Below are 19,169 nucleotides of genomic sequence, written 5' to 3' on the forward strand. Positions count from 1 at the left end.
GTCTGTGACCGCGCCGGTTCTTTCGGCCCAAGGGCGGGAGATTTGAAAATGGTTAGCGCGACACGAAACAGTTGCCGCCGGCAGCCTTGTAGTTGGTGCACAGGCTGATCGCATCGTTGCGCGACTTCGCCGGGACGCGAACGCGATAGAACGTTCCCTTGCCGGCGATCTCGGCCTTGACGATGTTGGCCGTGTGGCCGGAAAGCACGCTGCCATAGCGACGCTGCAGATCCTGATAGGTCGACTGGGCGCTTTCGACGGTCGGCTGCGAGGCGATCTGCATCGACCACGAGCCACCGCCGGTCGAGGCCGCCGCCGGACTGATGGACGCAACCTGGTCGGGCTTGACCTCACCGACGACGTCGACCGGCTGGTCGGACGGACGCTGCGGCGCCACCGGAACCGTCGCCGGCGTGTTGGCAGGCTGGTTGGTTTGAGCTTCAGCCTCAGCCGTGGGCACGACGGCCAGATTGACTGCTTCCGGCGTGGCGGTTTCGGCCCGGTCGCCGGCCACTGGGTCGCCGCCCAACAGGTCGCCACTTGCCTGGTCGGCAACAGACGCTACGGTACCGGTCTGCGCCGCTTCGCCGGCCTGACCCGCCGGGGCCACAAGCTGCGGCGCCGGATCGACGGGCTCGACGGCAGCCACCTGCGATGCCGCAGGCGCCGGATCCTCGCGCGCAACCAGTGAACCATCAGATTTGACCACCATGGTTCTCACCTTGCGTGGCGCAACGGCGACGACATCCGGCTCGATGCCCTGCTCGGCCTCTTGCAGAACCTGGGCGATACGATCCTCGGACTTGGGTGCCGGCGCGGCGGCGTCGGCATTCCCGGCCGCTTGCGTGCCGCCGGCCGCATCGGCGGCTTCAGCCGTGTCGATGTCGTCGGGCGAAAGATCGACCACACGGCTCTGCGGCGGTTCCTTGGCCGCCACGTCCACCGGCTCTTCGGTGTTGGTGACCAGTTTTTCCTGGACCGGTTCGGCAGGCCTCGCGCCCCCCTTGGCCACGGCGTCGTAAACCTTGTTGTCCTGGTTCGGCACGACGGTGCCGCCCGGGTTTTCCGGCCTGACCTTGATCGGTGCGTTGTCCGCCTTGACGATGACCGGCGCATCGGTGCCGCCGTTGCCGCCGAAAGACAGCGCGAAGGCGCCGAGACCGCCGGCGATCGCCACGGCGCCGACGACTGCGGCGACCAGCAGGCCGCGGCTCCGGGGCCTCGCGGCATCCTGCTCGGCCAGGCCTGGAACCGACATGGCCTCATCCAGTTCGGGGTCGTAGTCGAGTTCGTCCAGGGCAAAGTCGTTGGCTTGCGCTTGCGAAACCGGTCGGCCGCTGGGCAAGTCGCCCAGATCGAAGCCGCTGGCGGCATCGGCGTAAGAGGCATTGACGGGCGATACTGCGGGTCTCGCCGCATAGGTTCGCGTTTCAACGCGGTCGGACTCATGGCCTGACTGGAACCCTGCCCCCGGCTGGGGTCCGGCCCCCGGCTTGAATCCGGTATTGTAGGATTCGTCGTCATACGCCGCGCTGCGCGCCGGGCCGGCAGCGACGTCCACGGCATTCATTTCCGAGAGAAGGTTGGCGAACTCGGTATCGAGATCGTCATAGGCAGGCGCCGGCGGTGCGTCTTCATTGGAGTCGAGTTCCGGAATATCGAGGTCGTCCGCCAGCGCTACGACGCGCTCGGGCACATCGACTGTCTCGACATCGGGCATCTCGTCATATGCAGAGGCTTGTTCGCTTTGAGCTGGCGCAGGTGCCGCATTGGCGGCATCGTCTTCGGCCGCCTCATCCTGATAGGCCGGCTCATCCTGATAGGCCGGCTCATCCTGATAGGAGGGTGCCGCAGCGGTTGGCGGTGTCGTTGTTTCTGTGGTCGCCGAAGCCGTCGGCTGGGCTGCAAAGGCGGGTTGCGGCTGTGCCACCGGCGTTACGCGGCTCCACGAACGGGCCGGCGCAGGCGCGGCGGAGGGTGCCGTCATCCAGCTGAGCGAATCATTCGGATCCTGCTGTGGAGCGGCGGCCGCAACGTCATCGCCATGATCCAGACCGATGTCCTTGGCGAAGGCGGCGTGCAATGCATCATCGTCGAAATCGATATCAGCCGGTCCGACAGCTTCTTCAGCGCCGAAATCATGGCCCTCGAGCCCGTCGAGGAGAACGGTGTCGAGATCGGCGTCGGCGGCCTGGACCGCGTCTTCATTCGACTGCTCCGAAAGGTCTTGCTCGTCAAGGCTCCCGGCCAGTTCGTCGGTGGGATCCACTGGTCCGTCGGCGGCTTCTCCAGCCGCGGCTACAGGTTGCTGGACCATGGCGGCCGCGGACGCTGCCACCGGGGCAGCCCGTGCGCTCATGGTGCCCAACAGCGCGTTCAATTCGTCTTCGAGGCTCCGCTCCTCAGCGACGGCGGCTGGCGCCGTCGGTTCGGCTGCAACGCCGGGGGCCTGAGTAGCCGGCTCCTCGGCTTCATCGGCAAGCGTGTCGTCGAAGCTCAATTCAAAATCGTCGTCCAACGCATGTTCCGGGGTCGCGGCGGAAGGCTCGTCGTCGTTGGCGGCGATAGAATCCGGCTCGTCAATTTCTGGCTCGTCGACTTCGACCGGCTCAGCCGTGCGAATGTCGAAATCCATGTCGACGTCATCCATGGCGACGTCGGCCATAGTGTCGTGGTCGGCAAAGTCCTCGTCGGACTCATCCGAAACGGCCCAAACAGCCGCAGCGGGAGCCTCGACAGCGGCCTCGATCGGCTCATGCTCGTCGAGCGTCAACTCGTCTTCGAGCGAGCTTGCGACGGCGTTGTCGAATTCATCGTCGAACGCGGGTTCGGCGGCCGGCGCGGCGATGTCGGCGGCTTCGGCAGCCTGCTCCACCTGCACGTGCTCGTCGAGCGTCAGCTCGTCTCCGAGCGAGCTTGCGACGGCGTTGTCGAATTCATCGTCGAAGGCGGGGTCAGCGGCCGGCGCGGAGATGTCGGCGACGGTATTCTGTTCGTCCGTCGCATCGTCATCCAGCCGGAAATCCTGTTCGAGCGACGCAGAGAGTTCGTCGTTTACCGGCAAATCGTCTTCGAACGGCGACACGTCTTCGAGCGAACTGGCGATCGCATGGTCAAAATCGTCGTCGAACGCCGCTTCAACAGCCGGCGCGGATACTTCGGCAACACCGGAACCCAGGTCGGCGGCGGCAACGACATGGGCAGTTTCGTCCGCCGTGTCGTCGTCCAGCCGGAAATCCTGTTCGAGCGACGCGGCAAGCTCGTCGTTCCCAAGCTCGTCGTTCCCAAGCCTGTCGTCCACCGGCAAATCGTCTTCGAATAGCGACACGTCTTCGAGCGAACTGGCGAGCGCTTCGTCGAAATCGTCGTCGAAAGCAGCTTCAGCAGCCGAGGGAGTTCCGGCAACGCCAGAGCGCACATCGTCGACAGCAATGGCAACGGCGGTTTCGTCTACCGCATCGTCGTCGAGCAGGAGATCCTGTTCGAGCGACGCGACAAGCTCGTCGTCGATTGGGTCAGTAGCAGCCGCGTCGAAAGCCGGCTCGCGAAGCTCGGCTGCGCCGTCATTGGCGTCGCCGCCGAATTCGCCCATCAGTTCCTTCTCGAGGTCGATGCCGAAATCGCCGTCGTCCGCTGGCTGACTTGCTGCAGCCGCCGTCGACTGGGCTTGCGGCTTGACCGGCTGGCGCGGGTCGAAGCCCATGATCCTGGTCAGTTCCGCGAACGGATCATCGTTGGCGATATCGTTTTGGGCGGCTGCTTTCAGCTGGGTTCTGTCTGCCATTATTGTTCCCGAACTCGCACTCATTCGGACGCCGTTGACGTCGCGCAGGGTTGGCCCTTACCAGCGCAATGTGGGCAAAAGGTGACAGGTTTTTTAGTCAAACCTAACGCATTTCGGTGGGCGCATCGGCTCCGATCAGCGTCAGGCCGGACGTCAAAACGTCCGAAACAGCCTGCACCAGCCCTAGTCTGGCATGGGTCAATTGTCGGTCGTTAACCTTAACAAAACGTAAGTCGGGATTTTCGGTGCCGCGGTTCCAATGTCCGTGGAAGCTGGAGGCGAGATCGTAGAGGTAGAATGCCAGCCGGTGCGGCTCGAGTGCAAGTGCCGCGGATTCGATCAGCCGCGGATATTCGGCAAGCTTCCTGATCAGGCCGATCTCGCCTTCGTCGGTCAGCGAAGCGGTGGCGGCGGCCAGCCGATTGCGGTCGAAATTGGCCTCGCCCAGCTGTTCGCTCGCCTGCCGGAACACCGAATGGCAGCGCGCCGAGGCGTACTGGACGTAGAACACCGGATTGTCCTTCGACTGCTCGGTCACTTTGGCGAAGTCGAAATCGAGCGGCGCATCGTTCTTGCGGTAGAGCATCATGAAGCGGATCGGATCGCGACCGACCTCCTCCACCACTTCGCGCAGCGTTACGAAATCGCCCGACCGCTTCGACATGCGCACCGGCTCGCCCTCGCGAAAAAGCTTTACCAACTGGCAAAGCAGCACGGTGAGCTTCACCTCGTCGCCGGAAATCGCCCGGGCGAGCGCTTCCAGGCGCTTCACATAACCGCCATGATCGGCGCCAAGCACATAGATCAGCTCGACGAAACCGCGATCGACCTTGTCCTTCAGATAGGCGACGTCCGCGGCAAAATAGGTGAAGGTGCCGTCCGACTTGACCAGCGCCCGGTCCATGTCGTCGCCGACCGCTGTCGAGCGGAACAGCGTCTGCTCGCGATCCTCCCAGTCGTCCGGCTTCTCGCCCTTGGGCGGCGGCAGCTTGCCCTTGTAGATATGGCCCTTGAGGGTCAGGTCGTTGATCGCCGAGCGGATTTTCCGGGCGTTGTCGGCGTGCAGGGTGCGCTCCGAGAAAAAGACGTCGTGATGCACATTGAGCAGCGCCAGATCCTCACGGATCATTGCCATCATCGCATCGATCGTCCTGTCCTTGACAATGGCAAGCGCTTCTTCGTCCGGCATCTGCAGCAAGGAACGGCCAAATTCGCTCGCCAGAGCCTGACCGACCGGCACGAGATAGTCGCCCGGATAGAGCCCGGCAGGAATCTCGCCGATGTCCTCGCCGAGCGCCTCGCGGTAACGCAGCATGACCGAGCGGCCGAGCACGTCGATCTGCGAACCAGCGTCGTTGATGACATATTCCTTGATCACGTCATAACCGGCGAAGGCCATCAGATTGGCGAGCGCATCACCCACCACCGCGCCGCGGCAATGGCCGACATGCATCGGTCCGGTCGGGTTGGCCGAGACATATTCGACATTGGCCTTCTTGCCGCCGCCAACGGTCGAGCGGCCGTAATTGCGGCCTTCGCCGAGCAGCGCAGTCAGATGCGCCTGCCAGAACGCGTCCTTGAGCCTGAGATTGACGAAGCCCGGACCGGCAACGTCTGCAGCGGCGATGTCCGGGTCGGCGCGCAGCGCTTGCGCCAGCCTTTCAGCCAGTGCGCGCGGCGGCTGGCCGGTCGGCTTGGCCAGCACCATTGCCGCATTGGTCGCCAGGTCGCCATGGCTGGCGTCGCGCGGCGGCTCGACGGCGACGCGCGACAAGTCCAGCGAACCGCCGTCTTTGTCTTTCAAATCAAGCGCTTCGACGGCCTTTATAATTCGCGCGTTGAAATCGGCGAAGATGTTCATTGGTGTGGCCCTGGCTCTGGCGGCTTTGCGGGAATCCGGTCTATTGGCCGGCAAAATCGAGCCCCGCCTAGCTTAATTCAGGCGTATGGTCAAACAAACGGCGGTGTTCCTTCAAAGCGTAGGTATCCGTCATGCCCGCCAGGAAATCGGCGACGCTGCGCGCCTTGATGCGATCATCAGCCCGGTCGAGCCCTTCGCGCCAGCCATCGGGCATGGCGCGCGGATCGGCGAAATAGACCTCGAACAGGTCGTTGACGATCTGCTCGGCCTGGTTGCGCACGCGCACGACTTCGCTGTGTCGATAGAGATGCTTGTAGAGAAAGGCTTTCAATTCTTCTTCGAAAGCGGCCATTTGGGCTGAAAAGGTCACCATCGTCTCGCCTGCCGCCCTCACCGCGTCGGCGCTGTCCGGCTTGATGCGGGCCAGATTGGCGGTGGTGGAGACGATGACATCCTCGACCATCATCGTGATCTGCCGGCGCATCAGTTCGTGCCCTGTCCTCACATCGTCCAGCGCCGGATAGCGCTGACGCACGCCGTCGAGGATCGAGCCGGGCAGCGAGACATTTTCCAGCATCTCTAGCGTCAGAAGGCCCGACCTCAGGCCGTCATCGATGTCATGGCTGTTGTAAGCGATGTCGTCGGCGATCGCCGCGCACTGCGCCTCGATGCCGGCGAAGCGGTCGAGCTCGAGGTCGTGCAGCTCCGAATAGTCGCGGATCGCTTGCGGCACCGGCCCCGTCAGCCCGTTTCCGCTGGCGTCGGTCAGCGGTCCGTTGTGCTTGACCAGCCCCTCCAGCGTCTCCCAGGTGAGGTTCAGCCCGTCGAATTCGGCATAGCGGCTCTCCAGCCGCGTCACCACGCGCAGCGACTGTGCATTGTGGTCGAAACCGCCCCAGGCCGCCATCTTCTTGTTCAGCGCATCCTCGCCGGTATGGCCGAAGGGCGTGTGGCCGAAATCGTGCACCAGCGCCACCGCCTCTGCCAGGTCCTCGTCGCCGCGCAGCGCCCGCGCCAGGGCGCGCGCGATCTGCGCCACCTCGATCGAATGCGTCAGCCGGGTGCGGTAATGGTCGCCCTCATGCGCGACGAACACCTGCGTCTTGTGCTTGAGCCGGCGGAAGGCCGTCGAATGAATGATGCGGTCGCGGTCGCGCTGGAACGGCGTGCGGGTCGGGCTCTCCACCTCGTCGAACAGCCGCCCGCGCGACTTTGCCGGATCGCAGGCATAGGCCGCGCGCGACCGATAACCAAATCCGATGTCGCCCAACTCATTTGTCATCGCCCCAACCAATTTCCATAGCCCCAACCAATTTCCATGGCCCCAACCAATTTCCAAGGCCTGTGCCGCAGTTGACTTGCCCCGTCGCGCTTCATACCTATCATGTGAAACCGAAAGCAAGGTGACGCCCATGGGCGCTGATGCCAAGACCGCCATGAAAGTCGAGATGACGGACGCCGCCGCCAGGCGGATTGCCAAGATTGTGTCTGGCGAAGCCGGCAAGACGGCGCTGCGTGTTTCGGTCGAGGGCGGTGGCTGTTCCGGCTTTTCCTACAAGTTCGACCTGGTCGACACCCGCAACGATGACGACGTCGCCATTGAGAAGGACGGCGCCACCGTGCTGATCGATGACCTCTCGCTTGTCTATATGGGCGGCTCGGTGATCGATTTCGTCGACGATCTGATGGGCCAGTCGTTCCAGATCAGGAACCCGAATGCGGTCGCCTCGTGCGGCTGCGGCACCAGCTTCAGTATTTAGAGAATGCCTACCATTAGCGCGGTCCGTCAGGTCGCGCTTTCAGCCGGGCGCGATCTCGATGCAACGCTGGCGTTCTGGCAAGACGTGCTTGGCATGGCCGTGCACGTGCGCTTCGATCCGCCTGGCATCGCCTTCATCATGGCCGGCGATGTACGGCTGCTGTTCACCGATGGCCTGCCGGCCGGCACCGTCTATCTCGACATTTCGGGCCTTGACGATTTCCACGCCTCGGCAAAAGCCGCCGGTGTCCCCTTCACCGCGCCGCCGATGCTCGTCCACCGTGATACCGAGGGCCTGTTCGGGCCGGCGGGGGAAAGCGAATGGATGGCCTTTCTAAAGGATCCGGCAGGCAATACGATCGGCCTCGTCGAACGCCATCCGCCCGAGCAGCAATGAGGCCGTCATGAAAATCGTCACCTGGAACATCAATGGTGTTCGGGCCCGTATCGGCAATTTGACCCACTGGCTGACGGAAAGCGCGCCCGATATTGCCTGCCTGCAGGAGATCAAGACGGTCGACGAGCAGTTTCCGCGGGCCGAGATCGAGGCGCTTGGCTACAACGTCGAAATCTATGGCCAAAAGGGATTCAACGGCGTCGCCATCCTGTCGAAGCTGCGCTTCGACGAGGTCATCAGGGGCCTGCCGGGCGACGATGCCGACGATCAGGCGCGTTTCATCGAGGGCGTGTTCTCGACCGACAAGGGCGCGTTGCGCGTTGCCTCGCTGTATTTGCCGAACGGCAATCCGATCGATGACGAGAAGAAGTTCTCCTACAAGCTGTCCTGGATGGCGCGGCTGGAGCGCTGGGCCGAGGAAAGGCTCGTGCTCGAAGAGGCGCTGGTGCTGGCCGGCGACTACAATGTCATCCCCGAACCGATCGATGCGAAGTTCCCGGAGAACTGGCTCAGTGATGCGCTGTTCCAGCCGCAGACCAGGCAGGCGTTCCGCCGGCTGAAGAACCTCGGCTTCACCGAAGCCGTGCGCGCGGTCAGCGACTCGCCGGACATTTTTACGTTCTGGGACTATCAGGCCGGCGCCTGGCAGAAGAACAACGGCATCCGCATCGATCACTTGCTGCTCTCGCCCGAGGCCGCCAATCGCTTTTCCTCGGCCTCGATCGAAAAGCATGTGCGCGCCTGGGAAAAACCCTCGGATCACGTGCCGGTGGCCATCGAACTGGGTTTTGCGCCAATCTGATCGTTTCGCGCCCAGAACCGCCGGATTGCCTTGATAGACCGTCATATCGCCACAATCGGGGTTTCCGCTGCAATCCGGGTTCGGCTGGGGTTCAGGATGACGATCAGGTTTGCGATTTGCCCATGTGCCGCCGCGCTCGCCCTCGCGGCAACGTCGGCGTTTGCCAATCCTGCATGCCTGGCCAACGGAACATCATTCCAGATCGGCCAGGTCGCCTGCCTGACGCTTTCCGGCCGGAGCCATCTCGCCCGCTGCGACATGGTGCTCAACAACACGTCATGGACAAGGATCCGGGACGATTGTCCTAAAACCCCGCTGGCACCGCCGGCCACGCCGATTTCAACGCCGGAGTCCGGTCCCGTTCCGACAAAACCGACCGAGAATTGATCCCGACTTTTTCGAGAGCCCACTCTTCCTGACTATTGACCCAGTCTTTCCCAGCTGTTGGCTTCGTGCTGGCTTCGCGACTACCGGTCGCCGCCACCCTTGGTGAGGATGTCGTCGGCCAGCGAAATCGCGGTGCGGCGGTCGGCCTCGCCCGCGGCGGCGAACGCCTCTTCCTGCATGCCGCGTATCCATGGCTGGTCGGAAGGCGCGGCTCGTTCAAGCGCCGCGGTCATCATCGCCAGCCCCCGAACGATCTTGCCGCTCTGGAAGAGCAGGTGGCCGAGCGTCGCCTGCGCGCCGGCATGGCCCTTTTCCGCAGCGAGTTGGAACCAGCGTCCGGCCTGCTTAATGCTCGCCTTGACGCCGCCCTTGCCATTCAGGAAGATCTGGCCCATCTCGAACTGGGCATTCGGGTTGCGGTAGTTGGCGGCGGCGCGCATGTAGTACTCCTGGGCCGCCACCTCGTTCTCTTTGATCGGGCTGCCGGGGATGCCCTTCCTCAGATAGTCGCCGAGCGCCACGAGCGCGTCCGAGACATAGCTCTCTTCCGGCGAACCGGGCTCGACGTCCTGGTCGACGATCTCGCTGAAGAACTTGAACGCCGCGTAGTCGTCGCGCTCGACGCCGTCACCCTCGGCATACATGCGCGCAAGCTTCCAGGTGGCGCCGATCTGGCCGTTTTCGGCCGCGTATTTATAAGCCTCAGCAGCCTGCTCCTTGCGGCCGTTCTTGTAGGCGGAGAAGCCGAACTGGAACACCGCCCACGGGCTCGACTGCGGCTTCACGCCGGTCTTGTCGTCGAACACCTTGTCATCGAAGGCCATGGCCTGGCCTGCGGCGCCCAAGGTCGCGCCAAAAGTGGCGATCGCGACCAGTGCCGAAAAGACAGACAGCCTCAGCAACTCAGATATCCGCATAACAATGTGTTTCTCTCGCACCACCGGGATGGGTGACCGCCCCGTCGCGGGCAGGCCCTACCGTTTGTGCATATTTCCAGATCGCGCCCGACTGATAGTCGGTCGCGCGCGCCTTCCATGCCTGTGCCCTGGTCGCCAGTTCGGTGTCGGACAGCGCCACGTCGATGGTGCCGTTCACCGCGTCGATCGAGATCAAGTCGCCATCCCTGAGCAGCCCGATTGGGCCACCCACGGCGGCTTCCGGCCCGATATGGCCGATGCAGAAACCGCGTGTCGCGCCCGAAAAACGCCCGTCGGTGATGAGAGCCACCTTGCCGCCCATGCCCTGGCCATAGAGAGCCGCCGTCGTCGACAGCATTTCGCGCATGCCCGGACCGCCGCGCGGTCCCTCGTAGCGGATCACGAGGACCTCGCCTTCGCTGTAGCTGCGATCCGTAACCGCCTGGAAACATTCCTCTTCCGAATCGAAGCAGCGTGCCGGACCAGAGAATTTAAGCTCCGACATGCCCGCGACCTTCACGATCGCGCCTTCGGGGGCAAGATTTCCCTTCAGGCCCACGACGCCACCCGTTCGGGTGATTGGTCGGTTGGCGGGACGGACCACATCCTGGCTATCATTCCAGGCAACGTGCTCCATATTTTCGGCTAAAGTGCGGCCGGTCACGGTCAGGCAGTCGCCATGCAGATAGCCGTGGTCGAGCAACGTCTTCATCAAGAGCGGAATGCCGCCGGCCTCGAACATATCCTTGGCGACATATTTGCCGCCCGGCTTCAGGTCGGCGATATAAGGCGTCTTCTCGAAGATCCTGGCGACGTCGAACAGGTCGAACTTTATCCCGGCCTCGTGCGCGATCGCCGGCAAATGCAGCGCCGCGTTGGTCGAACCGCCGGTGGCCGAGACCACGGTCGCCGCATTCTCCAGCGCCTCCAGAGTGACGATGTCGCGCGGGCGGATATTTTTTGCGATCAGTTCCATGATCTTTTCGCCGGAGGCGAAATTGAAGCGGTCGCGCATCTCATAGGGCGCCGGCGCCCCGCAGGAATAGGGCAGCGCCAACCCGATGGCCTCGGCGACGGTGGCCATGGTGTTGGCGGTGAACTGGGCGCCGCAGGAGCCGGCCGACGGACAAGCGGCTTGCTCGATTTCGAGGAGTTCGGCGTCGCCGATCGTGCCGACCGAGTGCTGGCCGACGGCCTCGAACACATCCTGCACGGTGATCTGCCGGCCCTTGTAGGAGCCGGGCAGGATCGAGCCGCCATAAATGAAGATCGACGGCACGTTGAGCCGCACCATGGCCATCATCATGCCGGGCAACGACTTGTCGCAACCGGCAAGGCCGACCAGCGCATCGTAGCAATGGCCGCGCATGGTGAGTTCGACCGAATCGGCGATGACCTCGCGCGACACCAGTGACGATTTCATGCCCTGGTGGCCCATGGCGATGCCGTCCGTGACGGTGATGGTGCAGAATTCGCGCGGCGTGCCGCTAGCCGCGGCGACGCCCTTCTTGACCACCTGCGCCTGGCGCATCAGCGAGATGTTGCAGGGTGCCGCCTCGTTCCAGCAGCTGGCGACGCCGACCAGTGGCTGCGCGATCTCGGCCGCCGACAAGCCCATCGCATAAAGATAGGAGCGGTGCGGCGCACGCGCCGGACCGACGGTCACATAGCGGCTGGGCAGCTTGGCCTTGGAGATGACTCTGGCGTTCATTCTCTTCCCTTGCCGCGAGCGGCGCGACCTGCCCCATAGCCGAGCCTTTTGGCATGCCCTGCGACGCATTCGAGGTGCGCCGGGTTTATGGCGGGAAGTAGGCAATGTCGGGGGGCGCCGTTGTGGCGCGAGGGTTGTTCAGAAACTGTTGCCAAAACATCACGATCGCGTGAGGCAGGGGGAAGCGGCGTCGTTGCGACGCCGCTTGGTTCGCCGGCAAGCCCCTCAAGCAAAAAAAGGCCGGGCGTCGCTCGGCCTTTTTGATATTGAAAACAGATGCTTAGAACTTGACCTTAACCGAAGCTGAGCCAGCAAGCAGCAGATCGTCGTCATATGTGTAGGTGATGGCATTTGCCGTGTCGCCAACGCCGGTGAAGGTCGACGACCCACTGGTCAGGACACCGATCGAGCCACCAAGTCTGACCTCGATCTTGTCATTCGGCGAATAGGAGATGCCGCTGGCGACCGCCCAAGTGTCGGACTGATAGCCGGAGGTCGTCGAGGTTCCACGATCCCAGGTCAGCGAAACCGCGGCCGACAATTGGTCGGTGAACTTGTGCGCTATGCCGCCCGTGACCGTCCAGCCGTCGCGATAAAGCAGATCGAAGGAAACTGGCGAGGGAGCACCGGTCACCGGGCTACGCACACCTTGGATCGGAATGATGCCAAGCTTGCTCCATTCCTGCCAGCGGATAGAACCAAACGCCAGCCAGCCAGGCGCTATGCCGCTCTGCAGCTTGAGTTCCACCGCCTGGGGTATCTCGGCCGAGGCGGAGACAGGGAACACCCCGGTGGCGCCTGGAACGAGATCCGCTGGAAAGGCGCCCCTGAACCCGGTCGTGTCGACGGTTCCCGACAGTTCGTCATATTTGTAGCTGGAAGAGTAGACCAGGCTTGCGCGCAAGGCGATTTCGGGAATTTCATAGGCGGCGCCAGCACGCCAGCCCCACGCCTCGTCGGAAAGCTGGAACTTGCCGAGGCCGGTATTGCCGAAGGCCAGCAAGGTCTGGCGCGACAGGAATGCATCGACCTCCTGGTAGGAGACCCCGCCGATGAAGCGCAGGGCGCCCTTGCCGACATTCACCTTGTAGGAGCAGGTAAGCCCGAAATCATTTGTTCTGACGTAGTATTCGACCGCTGATGGCGAATAGGCGTTGTTCGTTCCGAAGTCCGCCTCAGCACCATACGGTTCCGTATAGCTCGCAAGGCAATCCACTGGCTCAAAGATGTTGGCCTTGATGCCGATGCGCGGCACCGCATAGTCCCCACCAACGTCCACAGACGAAGACGACAGTCCCGAGCCATCCAGGCGCCGCACATTCTTCAGTGTGCGCTGTGGCGAAACATAGGTGACGCCGGCGTCGATCGAATATGGCGTGGCATCGAACAACTGGTCGATGTTGACACCGCCCCGGTCGAAGCCGCCGGCGTTGACAACGCCCGACATCAACAGCGAAAAGCACCCCGCCCCCAGCAGCGCTTTCAGACGCAAATTGTTCATGAATGTCCTCCCCTAGTACGAATGGACTAAGCTAGACCCAATTCAGGTTAACGGCGCAACAACGAATTCTCGATGCGTACATGTACGCCTCGCCGACCGTGTTTCAGACAAGGTGACAGCTTCACCGCAGAGCCGGAAAACGACCCATTTGGCTGCAAATCGAGCAAAAAAACTCGGAAAAACAAACCTGAAACTGCGCAAAAACCGCCCGTTTTGCGGCAACCGAGCCCATTGTTACATTATGGCAACAATGGGGCCAAAACATTCCGTTTACGTCAAGATTTACGCTGCGGAATGCCTATTTTTCGTGCAGGAAGCCGCCCGAAAAGCGCGTTCGCAGAACTCGCGAATCCGGAGCATCAGGCCCAAAAAGCGGAAGCCGGTTTGGCAAATCCGCTTCCTCAGCCGGTTAAACTCTCAAACACCAGAGATGATGGGTCAACCGGCTTCGCGCACGCGTGTCAGCGCCACCGAAAGCTTCTCTTGCGCCTCGCGATATTCGGCGAGTTTTTCGCGCTCGGCTTCGACGACATCTTCCGGTGCGTTGGCGACGAATTTGTCGTTGGACAGCTTCTTGTGCAGGCGGGCGATCTCTTCAGTCACCTTGACCAGTTCCTTCTGCAGCCGCGCCGCCTCGGCGGCAAGGTCGATCAGGCTGCCGAGCGGCAGGCAGATGGTGGCCTCGTTGAGCACGATTTGGGCCGAGCCCTTGGGCGCCGTATCGACAAGCGAGATGTCGCCGACCCGCGCCAGTCGCTTGATGGCCGAGGTCTGACGCTCAAGCCTTTCGCGGGTTGCGGTATTGGCCCCGATCACCATCAGCGGCGCGATCGCCGCCGGCGGCACGTTCATTTCCGAACGCACGGAACGGATGCCTGAGACCAGGTCGATCAGCCAGTTGATGTCGGCGGCCGCTGCCTCGTCCTCGAAGTCGGGCGACGGCCACGCGGCATGGCAAAGCAGCGACGGCCGTTCCTTGCCCTCACCCGATGTCTCAGCCCACAGCTCTTCGGTCATGAACGGCATCATCGGATGCAGCAGCTTGTAGATCTCGTCGAGCACGAAGGCGACGCAAGCCCGGCTCTCGGCCTTGGCAGCCTCGTCCGCGCCCATGAAGACCGGCTTCAACAGTTCCAGGTACCAGTCGCAGAACAGGTTCCAGACGAAGCGGTAGGCAGCAGTCGCAGCCTCGTTGAACCGATATGAAGTGATTCCATCAGTGATTTCACGTGCCGCGCGTGTCAGTTCCGTCAGAATCCAGCGGTTGACCGCCAGTTTGGCGTCGTTCAGCCAGAAATCGTCGTTTCTCGCGACGTCGTTCATCTCGGCAAAACGTGTCGCGTTCCACAGCTTGGTGCCAAAATTGCGGTAGCCGGCGATACGAGCCGGATCGAGCTTCACGTCACGCCCTTGCGCGGCCATCACCGTCAGCGTGAAGCGCAGTGCGTCGGCGCCATATTCGTCGATGAGATCGAGCGGGTCGATGACGTTACCTTTCGACTTCGACATCTTCTGCCCGTTCTTGTCGCGCACCAGTGCATGGACATAGACGGTGTGGAACGGCTCCTCCCCCATGAAATGCAGGCCCATCATCATCATCCGGGCGACCCAGAAGAAGATGATGTCGAAGCCGGTTACCAGCACGTCGGTCTGGTAGTAGGTCTTCAGCTCCGGCGTCTGGTCCGGCCAGCCGAGCGTCGAAAACGACCACAGCGCGGACGAAAACCATGTGTCGAGCACATCCTCGTCGCGGATCAGGATCTCGCCCGGCTTGAAATTCTCGAGTTTGTCCTCGACCCAGGCCTTCCACGGCCCTTCCAGCGCCAGATAATATTCGATCGCGGCGGCGAGCGCCTCCTCCTCGGTCTTCTCGACGAAGATGCGGCCGTCCGGCCCGTACCAGGCCGGGATCTGGTGTCCCCACCAGAGCTGGCGCGAAATACACCAGGGCTGAATGTTCTCCATCCAGTCGAAATAAGTCTTCTCCCAGTTCTTCGGCACGAACCTGGTACGGCCCTCGCGCACGGAGGCGATCGCCGGCTTGGCGAGCTCCGCCGCGTTCGCATACCATTGTTCGGTCAGGAACGGTTCGATCGGCACGCCGCCGCGATCGCCATGCGGCACGGCATGGCGATGCGGCTCGACCTTTTCGAGGAAACCGCCCGCCTCCATCAGCTCGACGATCTTGTTGCGCGCGACGAAACGATCGAGCCCGTTGAGCTCATCCCAGACGGCCCGACGCTCGGGCGTTATCTCCAGCCCGGCGAGAAACTCGTCATTGTCGGTGAGGGCGACCGCCGCCTCGACGGTGAGGATATTGATGGCCGGCAGCTTGTGGCGCCTGCCGACCTCGAAGTCGTTGAAGTCGTGCGCCGGCGTGATCTTGACCGCGCCGCTGCCCTTCTCCGGATCGGAATATTGGTCCGCCACCACCGGGATCTTGCGGCCGACGATCGGCAGGACGAGGTTCTTTCCGACCAGATGCCGAAAACGCTCGTCGTCGGGATGCACCGCCACCGCCGTATCGCCCAGCATCGTTTCGGGCCGCGTCGTCGCCACGGTGATGAAGGTTTTTGGATTTTCCGGATCGAAGACCTCGCCCTCGACGGGATAGCGGAAATGCCAAAGATTGCCGTTGACCTCCTGCTGTTCGACCTCGAGGTCGGAAATCGCAGTCAACAGCTTCGGGTCCCAGTTAACGAGGCGCTTGTCCTTGTAGATCAGGCCCTGCTTGTAGAGGGTGACAAACACTTCGAGCACCGCCCTGGACAGACCCTCGTCCATGGTGAAACGCTCTCGGCTCCAGTCGGCCGAGGCCCCCAGCCGCTTCAGCTGGTTGAAGATCGCGCCGCCGGATTCGGCCTTCCACTCCCAGACCTTCTCGATGAACTCATCGCGCGTCAGGTCGCGGCGGTGGATCTGCTTCTCCATGAGCTGGCGCTCGACCACCATCTGCGTGGCGATGCCGGCGTGGTCCATGCCGGGCTGCCACAGCACGTTCTTGCCGCGCATGCGCTCGAAGCGCACCAGAATGTCCTGCAGCGTGTTGTTGAGCGCATGGCCCATATGCAGCGAACCGGTGACGTTCGGTGGCGGGATGACGATGGTGAAGGCTTCCGCGCCCTCCTCAGCGCCTGCGCCGGCGCGAAACGCGTCGGCCTCCTCCCAGACTTTGGCGATCTTCGGCTCGACGATTTTTGCGTCGTAGGTTTTTTCGAGCATGGGAAGGCGTCCGGGCTGTCGGGTTTTTGCTGGTCCGGTGTAAATCGGAAGGTTTTGGCCAAGTCAACCGCGACGCGGCAGGCGAGCGGGCTCGCCCGCCATACAGATCGATCGGACAAGATCACAGGCAATGCCACTGCCGAGGCCGTAGGCATTGCATTGCGCATCAACGAAGACGTCGCCCGCTGCGGCGGGGTTCATCCGCCGACCGTCGGAATTATTACTGCGCGCCGCGCGCCACGCGTTCGATTTCTTCGCGTACCAGCCGCTCGACCAGCGTCGGCAGATTGTTGTCCAGCCAGTCCTGCAGCATGGGCCTCAGCATCTCCTCGGCCATCTCGTCGAAGGTTTTCTTGCTGCGGCTGGCGAACGCATCGGAAAGCTCGCCGAAGGCGGCGGCAACTTGCCGGCCCGTATGTTCGGAAAGGATCGCCGGACGAGCGGACGGTGCCTCGCTCGTCGCCGGGCGCGCCAACCCGCTTCGCGGCGCGGCGGGCTCGAAAGCAGGTTCGGCCGCGTCCTCCAAAACCTCAGCCTTCTGTTCGGCATCTGGCGTCTGTCGCAGCTCAGCCCTGTCTGGGGCCCTGTCCGGCCTGGCCGCGGTCTTCGCTTCGCTGATTGCGGCGATATCACGCCGCCACCCGGCAACGATACTGTCGGTCGTCTCCGCAACCCTTGCCATCGCAGGCGCATTCGGCTCGGGCTTGGCGGCCGGGGCCGCTTCGGCCGCGACCCTGTCACCAGCAAGCGTCACGGGCGATTTGACCGGAGCCGGATCGGAACGCACCGGCAGCTCCACGCGCGCGATGACAGGCTCGACAGCCGAGGATTGCGCCTGCACCTCGGTCAGCGTGGCCGGCCTCCTGGCGTCGAACCCCGGACGCAACTCGGCGCGAAACGCGCCTGCCGCTGGTGGCGCCCCGCCTGCCGCTGGTGGCGCCCCGCCTGCCTCCGGCGGCGCCTCGCCTGCCGCCGGTGCCGGCACGGCTACCGCCGGTGCCGGCACGGCTACCGACGTCAGATCCTGCAGCAGGTCGTCCGTATCGTCCGGCTGCTTGCGGCCGGTGTCGTTGTCCTCGATGATCCTCCTGATGGAAGCCAGTATTTCCTCCATCGAAGGCTCGCGCTGTACGCTGCTTGCAGTCGCCATCGTCACATCCGCCGCCCTTGTGACTCGTTGCAGATTTCCTGTCCGGCCAAAGCCGGATTCGAATCATGGCAACAGCGTAACCCACGGATCGCCTTACGAGAATCCCCAATCTGAGGGCATGTTGGATTTCAACAGATTAGAGCCCGCGCGTCCTTTTTGGGCGCGCGGGGTCTAAATAGCTTGAAAATGGATGGTATTTGAAAATGGTGAGGTGATCAGCGGCCGTCTGGCGTGCGCAGGCCAAACCACTTGTCTTTGACCGCATTGTAATGTTCTTCGGGTCTGTATTTCGTTACCTGAAGGGCGAGACGCTCGACCGAAAGACGACCGACAGCCGAAAGGATGGCATAGCTCGCCACCACCAGATCGCGTTCCGAACTGGCCTGGTTGATCTTGGCGGTGATGAGGGTGGCCTGGGCGTTGAGAACGTCGAGCGTGGTGCGCTGGCCGACATTGCGCTCCTCGATGACGCCGCTCAAGGCAAGCTGCGCGGCGGCGATCACCTGCCTGTTGGCCACCACGCTTTGCTGGGCGGCGATATATTGCGTCCAAGCCGAGGTCACCGCTTGCCGCACGGTGTCGCGGCTGACATCGACCTCGATCCGGGCCTGGCTGAGCGATTCCTTGTTCTGACGCACTATCGCCGACGTCCGCCCGCCCGAATAGATCGGTATGGTCAGCGTGGCACCGATGTTGGCCGTATTGGTTGTGCCATCCCCACTGCTGAGGGGATCGTTTTTGATATAGTCACTGGAAACGCCGGCGGAAGCCGAAAGCTGCGGCAGCAGCGCGCCTTCGGCCGATTTCACCGAAAACGCCGCCGCGTCGACCAGATGCTGGGTGGCGAGGATGGCCGGGTGCTCACTGGATGCAATCGCGATCGCCGAATCGAGGTTCGACGGCAACAGCTTCGCCAGCGGCGAAGCGGCCCTGAGCCTGCCGGGCTCGTCGCCGACGATCTGGCGATAAGTCGCAGCGCTTGCCAGCGCCTGCGCGCGGGCGGCGGCCAGTTCCGCCACGGCGGAGGAGCGCTCGGCATCGGCCTGTGCGACATCGGTGCGGGTGCCTTCGCCGACTTCGAAGCGCGAGCGCGCCGCGCGTGCCTGCTCGGTCAGGAACTGCAGGTTCTGCTCCGTCAGCACCGCCACTTGCCGATCGCGAATCACGTCCATGTAGGCGCTTGCCGCATTGAACAGAATGTTCTCTTCGGTATTGCGCAGGCTCTCGACCGAGGCGCGGACCTGCGATTCGGCGGCGGCGACGTTGTTCTTGGTCTGAAAGCCGTCGAACAGGGTCTGGTCGATCTGGACGCCAAAGTTGCCGGTGGTTATCGCGATTTTTCCGTTCTCCCCGGGGATATTTCTCCGGGCATCGAAATACCCCCTGGAGTAGTCGATGTTCGCGGAACCGGTGATGGTCGGGCGCCAGCCGGACTTGGCGATGGCAACGCCCTCATCGGTGACGCGGACGCCGGCGCGCGCCGAATTGAGCTGGGAATTGTTCTGATAGGCTTTTGAAAGTGCGCCGAGAATGGTTTCCGCCGAGGCGCCTAGCGGAGAAAGCGCGGTCGCCGAAAGGAAGGCGGCAAAAAGACTCTTGCGTAAAGACGGCACGTTATTCCCTCATTCGTTTTGCATGGGAACCACACCGCGCCGGCTTCTCCCATTCGAGCAGCCGG

13 protein-coding genes are annotated in these 19,169 nt (G+C 62.9%); 4 read left to right on the top strand and 9 right to left on the bottom strand.

The genetic code is table 11. The annotated features are described in order from the left end of the window. Positions 1-52: 52 nt before the first annotated feature. The 3 genes from AC0L2M_RS02905 to AC0L2M_RS02915 form a co-directional block, all read right to left on the bottom strand. Entirely contained in the window at positions 53-3,784 is a 3,732-nt protein-coding gene (locus tag AC0L2M_RS02905; protein ID WP_473533972.1) for an SPOR domain-containing protein, read from the bottom strand. Between the two features lie 103 nt (positions 3,785-3,887). Continuing rightward, the gene (argS, locus tag AC0L2M_RS02910; protein WP_128169976.1) at positions 3,888-5,645 is read right to left on the bottom strand and encodes an arginine--tRNA ligase; all 1,758 of its coding nucleotides are present in this window, start codon (positions 5,643-5,645) and stop codon (positions 3,888-3,890) included. A 67-nt stretch (positions 5,646-5,712) separates the two neighbouring features. Then, a complete protein-coding gene (locus AC0L2M_RS02915) occupies positions 5,713-6,927 on the bottom strand; it encodes a deoxyguanosinetriphosphate triphosphohydrolase (RefSeq protein WP_473533973.1) in 1,215 nt (404 codons plus the stop codon). A gap of 130 nt (positions 6,928-7,057) precedes the next feature. On the opposite strand from AC0L2M_RS02915, the gene erpA reads away from it, so the two are divergent. The 4 genes from erpA to AC0L2M_RS02935 all read left to right on the top strand — a co-directional run bounded on the left by erpA (position 7,058) and on the right by AC0L2M_RS02935 (position 8,990). Next, positions 7,058-7,405 (top strand): iron-sulfur cluster insertion protein ErpA, encoded by a 348-nt coding sequence (gene erpA / locus AC0L2M_RS02920; protein ID WP_006335221.1) that lies wholly within the window; start codon positions 7,058-7,060, stop codon positions 7,403-7,405. Between the two features lie 3 nt (positions 7,406-7,408). Next, complete coding sequence (locus AC0L2M_RS02925; protein ID WP_023802579.1) at positions 7,409-7,801, top strand: VOC family protein; 393 nt, start codon at positions 7,409-7,411, stop codon at positions 7,799-7,801. Between the two features lie 7 nt (positions 7,802-7,808). Next, complete coding sequence (xth, locus tag AC0L2M_RS02930) at positions 7,809-8,603, top strand: exodeoxyribonuclease III (protein WP_128176486.1); 795 nt, start codon at positions 7,809-7,811, stop codon at positions 8,601-8,603. Between the two features lie 96 nt (positions 8,604-8,699). Next, entirely contained in the window at positions 8,700-8,990 is a 291-nt protein-coding gene (locus AC0L2M_RS02935; protein WP_128176484.1) for a hypothetical protein, read from the top strand. 80 nt (positions 8,991-9,070) lie between these two features. On the opposite strand, the gene AC0L2M_RS02940 is transcribed toward AC0L2M_RS02935, so the two are convergent. The 6 genes from AC0L2M_RS02940 to AC0L2M_RS02965 form a co-directional block, all read right to left on the bottom strand. Next, complete coding sequence (locus tag AC0L2M_RS02940; protein ID WP_023802582.1) at positions 9,071-9,907, bottom strand: tetratricopeptide repeat protein; 837 nt, start codon at positions 9,905-9,907, stop codon at positions 9,071-9,073. Beyond that, positions 9,894-11,618 carry a dihydroxy-acid dehydratase gene (gene ilvD, locus AC0L2M_RS02945; protein ID WP_128176482.1) on the bottom strand — a complete coding sequence of 575 codons (1,725 nt, stop codon included), beginning with the start codon at positions 11,616-11,618 and terminating at the stop codon, positions 9,894-9,896. Before ilvD ends, AC0L2M_RS02940 begins: the two co-directional genes overlap by 14 nt. Before the next feature lie 280 nt (positions 11,619-11,898). Then, on the bottom strand, positions 11,899-13,119 hold the full coding sequence (locus AC0L2M_RS02950; protein ID WP_473533974.1) for an OmpP1/FadL family transporter: 1,221 nt from the start codon (positions 13,117-13,119) through the stop codon (positions 11,899-11,901). Positions 13,120-13,557: 438 nt separating this feature from the next. Continuing rightward, the gene (locus tag AC0L2M_RS02955; protein ID WP_473533975.1) at positions 13,558-16,341 is read right to left on the bottom strand and encodes a valine--tRNA ligase; all 2,784 of its coding nucleotides are present in this window, start codon (positions 16,339-16,341) and stop codon (positions 13,558-13,560) included. Between the two features lie 220 nt (positions 16,342-16,561). Next, a complete protein-coding gene (locus AC0L2M_RS02960; protein WP_473533976.1) occupies positions 16,562-17,491 on the bottom strand; it encodes a PopZ family protein in 930 nt (309 codons plus the stop codon). 215 nt (positions 17,492-17,706) lie between these two features. After that, positions 17,707-19,104 (bottom strand): TolC family outer membrane protein, encoded by a 1,398-nt coding sequence (locus tag AC0L2M_RS02965; RefSeq protein WP_473533977.1) that lies wholly within the window; start codon positions 19,102-19,104, stop codon positions 17,707-17,709. Positions 19,105-19,169: the final 65 nt, after the last annotated feature.

It is taken from the genome of Mesorhizobium sp. WSM4806 (assembly GCF_055811635.1).

Excerpts from the sequence above, each read along its gene's own strand:
- AC0L2M_RS02940 (WP_023802582.1), bottom strand. The coding sequence starts at position 9,907 with ATGCGGATATCTGAGTTGCTGAGGCTGTCTGTCTTTTCGGCACTGGTC.
- AC0L2M_RS02960 (WP_473533976.1), bottom strand. The coding sequence starts at position 17,491 with ATGGCGACTGCAAGCAGCGTACAGCGCGAGCCTTCGATGGAGGAAATA.
- ilvD (WP_128176482.1), bottom strand. The coding sequence starts at position 11,618 with ATGAACGCCAGAGTCATCTCCAAGGCCAAGCTGCCCAGCCGCTATGTG.
- argS (WP_128169976.1), bottom strand. The coding sequence starts at position 5,645 with ATGAACATCTTCGCCGATTTCAACGCGCGAATTATAAAGGCCGTCGAA.
- AC0L2M_RS02935 (WP_128176484.1), top strand. The coding sequence starts at position 8,700 with ATGACGATCAGGTTTGCGATTTGCCCATGTGCCGCCGCGCTCGCCCTC.
- AC0L2M_RS02905 (WP_473533972.1), bottom strand. The coding sequence starts at position 3,784 with ATGGCAGACAGAACCCAGCTGAAAGCAGCCGCCCAAAACGATATCGCC.
- AC0L2M_RS02915 (WP_473533973.1), bottom strand. The coding sequence starts at position 6,927 with ATGACAAATGAGTTGGGCGACATCGGATTTGGTTATCGGTCGCGCGCG.
- AC0L2M_RS02950 (WP_473533974.1), bottom strand. The coding sequence starts at position 13,119 with ATGAACAATTTGCGTCTGAAAGCGCTGCTGGGGGCGGGGTGCTTTTCG.
- AC0L2M_RS02925 (WP_023802579.1), top strand. The coding sequence starts at position 7,409 with ATGCCTACCATTAGCGCGGTCCGTCAGGTCGCGCTTTCAGCCGGGCGC.
- xth (WP_128176486.1), top strand. The coding sequence starts at position 7,809 with ATGAAAATCGTCACCTGGAACATCAATGGTGTTCGGGCCCGTATCGGC.
- AC0L2M_RS02955 (WP_473533975.1), bottom strand. The coding sequence starts at position 16,341 with ATGCTCGAAAAAACCTACGACGCAAAAATCGTCGAGCCGAAGATCGCC.
- erpA (WP_006335221.1), top strand. The coding sequence starts at position 7,058 with ATGGGCGCTGATGCCAAGACCGCCATGAAAGTCGAGATGACGGACGCC.